We start from the raw sequence: 2,600 nt of genomic DNA, 5'->3' as shown, positions 1-2,600 counted from the left end.
GGCGTTCGCCCTCCTCGGCGGCGGCGATGGCGGCCGCGACGGCGTTCTCGCGGGTGGCCCCGCCCACCCCGGCGCTCACCGCCGCGCCGACCGCGGCCGCGCTGCCGATGCCGAGGGTGGTGTTGTGGGTGACCAGGCTGGCCTCGGCGACCGCGTCGACGAAGGCGCCGAGCGGTGCGAGGGCGATCGCGATGCCGACGGGGGTGATCCGCATCGCGGCGCCGTTGGTGCTGCCGAACCGGCCGCTCGTCAGCGGTGATTCGCCGTCGGTGAGGCGCTGCACCGCGGCCTTCGTCGATGGGCCGAGCAGGTCGAGCGATCCGCGGGCCTTCATCCCGTGTTCCCAGACGAGAAGGCGGGCCGCGAAGGTGCGCGGGTCGACGTGGCCGTGGGACTCGACCAGCAGACGGGCGAGCAGCACCGCCTGTTCGGTGTCGTCCGTGACCGTGCCGGCCGGCATCCCGGCGGCGATCCGCTGGCGCGGGCCCGCGTCCCGGAATCCCGCGAGGGGGCCGTAGTCGGCCAGGATGTCGGACCTGGACATCGACTGGGTCGGCATGCCGAGCGCGTCGCCGAGGGCGAGGCCGTAGAACGCGCCCAGGGCGCGATCCCGTTCCGCCGATTCAACTCCCGTGCTCGTGCTCGTGCCCGTGCCCGTGCCCGTGCCCGTGCCTGTGCTCGTACTCGTGCCTGCCGTCCGACTGTCCACGAGGCCGACTGTACCGGGTGGCGGCGTCCATCGGTACGGCTCGTGGTCGCGGGCGGCGCGCGGCCGCCGCCGCGAAACCGGGGGTTCGACCCTGGCGGTGGGCCGACGACGTGGGGCGGGCCGCGCATCCGCTCGCCGGGTAGGACAGAATGAACTCATGAGCGTGCGCACCCCTGACCCTGATCCGGACTGGACGCCTGGCCCCGACGGCGTACCGCCACCGAATGTGAACCCGGGCTGGCTTACCGATATCGAGCTGGCGGAGGTCCGGCGCAGACTGCCGATTCTCTACATCGAGGCCGTTCCCGTGCGGGTCGACGGCCTCGGCCAGGTCGTCTCGGTCGGAGTGCTGCTCCGGGCCAGGGCGACCGGCGAGATGACTCGCACGCTCGTCTCCGGCCGCGTTCTCTACGGGGAGACCCTGCGCGACTCGCTGTTCCGCCACCTCGAGAAGGACCTCGGGCCGATGGCGTTCCCGCAGCTGCCGACCAGCCCGGTGCCGGTCACGGTGGCCGAGTACTTCCCGATGCCCGGCATCACCGCGTTCACGGACGACCGTCAGCACGCGGTCTCGATGGTCTACGTCGTGCCGGTCACCGGCACCTGCGACCCGCGCCAGGATGCCCTCGAACTCACCTGGATGACGCCGGCCGAGGCTTCCTCGGAGGCCGTCTCCGCGGAGATGGAGGGCGGCCGCGGCGCCCTCCTGCGGATGGCGCTGGCGTCGGTCGGGCAGCTCCGCTAGCTCGGCCCTCCCCGGCGCCTTGTCGCCCGCCCTGCCGCGGGACGCTCTCTGCCCGGGACGCAGTGCTCGCGGTCAGGGTGGAGAAACTCGCGCCACGCCGTTGCCGCGGGCAGCGGATGCGGCGGGCCGCGAAAAACTCCGGCCCGACCGTTCGCGAAACGGTTGCGCGCCGCCACGTCCCCGGGCGGCGGCGGCGATCGAGCGGAGTGCGTTACTCGGCGGTGGCGAGTGACAGGCGCCGGGCGAGTGACCTGGGCCGCACCAGGCGAACCTCGTGCAGCTCCTCGCCGAGGAATTCCTGGTCCTGTTGGTGGCCGTCCGGGGCGTAGCCGTTGCGCTTGTAGAACGAGTGGGCCCGGGCGTTCTCGGCGGCGACCCACAGGCACGACGGTCCCTCGTCGATGACGGCGTCGAAGAGCTGCTGGCCGATGCCGGTGCCGTGGTAGGCATCCAGCAGGTAGATGAAGTACACCTCCGTCGGTGCCGGCTTGTCGGCGTCACGCGCCGGGCCGCTGCCGGCGAAGCCGACGATTTCGCCGTTGACGAGCGCGGCCACCTGGCGGTACTGCGGTCCCTGTGAGCTGAATCGTCGCCACATCGCGGCCAGGCGCGCGGGCTGGAGATGCTCGAGCGCAGCCGCGCTGAGCTGGTTGTCGTACGTCTCATGCCAGCAGGTGGCGTGCACGCGGCCGAGACTCTCGGCATCCGATTCGACGACGGGACGGATGAGCGCTGTGGTGACCATGACCCGAGACTAGCTCAGACCCGGCCGCCCATCTTACGTCCCTGCGCCACTCCGAGTCCGGTCCGGCCGGACGGGTTCCGCCCGGCCATCGCGCATAACTCCTGCAATTCGGGTTCGGCCGAATCGTCCGGCGCGTGTTGACGCGGATGTGAGCACCTCCCGCTGCGAACAGCAGGAGTTATGCACGGTGCAGGGCCGGCAGCGGCAGCGGCACGGGCAGGGCTACTTCCGTGGGAGACCGGAAAACGGGCCGGCCTCGGGGGGAGGCCGGCCCGTTTCAGTGAGCTGGAGCGCGTGGAGCTCGAGCGCGGGGAGCTGGAGCGCATGGAGCCGGACCGCGCGTGGCGGTTGGCGACGCGCGGCGGTCAGCCCTGCGCGCGGCGCGGGGCCGAGCGGCGTGC

At 72.4% G+C, this 2,600-nt stretch carries 3 protein-coding genes; 1 reads left to right on the top strand and 2 read right to left on the bottom strand.

All coding sequences use genetic code 11. The features are described from left to right. A partial coding sequence (locus E3T48_RS11880; RefSeq protein WP_241986791.1) for an ADP-ribosylglycohydrolase family protein occupies window positions 1-709 on the bottom strand: 709 nt, incomplete at its 3' end. 157 nt (window positions 710-866) lie between these two features. Here E3T48_RS11880 and E3T48_RS11875 point away from each other — a divergent pair. Further along, window positions 867-1,454 (top strand): NUDIX hydrolase family protein, encoded by a 588-nt coding sequence (locus tag E3T48_RS11875; protein ID WP_134524269.1) that lies wholly within the window; start codon window positions 867-869, stop codon window positions 1,452-1,454. Between the two features lie 211 nt (window positions 1,455-1,665). Here E3T48_RS11875 and E3T48_RS11870 read toward each other — a convergent pair whose 3' ends face one another. Then, window positions 1,666-2,199: a GNAT family N-acetyltransferase gene (locus E3T48_RS11870; protein WP_134524268.1), complete on the bottom strand. Its 534-nt coding sequence runs from the start codon at window positions 2,197-2,199 to the stop codon at window positions 1,666-1,668. Window positions 2,200-2,600: the final 401 nt, after the last annotated feature.

It is taken from the genome of Cryobacterium fucosi, assembly GCF_004403515.1.
In the GTDB taxonomy this organism is placed as follows: domain Bacteria; phylum Actinomycetota; class Actinomycetes; order Actinomycetales; family Microbacteriaceae; genus Cryobacterium; species Cryobacterium fucosi.
Note: the sequence above shows the minus strand (reverse complement) of the source record. Positions and strands in the feature narration are given on the sequence as shown.

Excerpts from the sequence above, each read along its gene's own strand:
- E3T48_RS11875 (WP_134524269.1), top strand. The coding sequence starts at position 867 with ATGAGCGTGCGCACCCCTGACCCTGATCCGGACTGGACGCCTGGCCCC.
- E3T48_RS11870 (WP_134524268.1), bottom strand. The coding sequence starts at position 2,199 with ATGGTCACCACAGCGCTCATCCGTCCCGTCGTCGAATCGGATGCCGAG.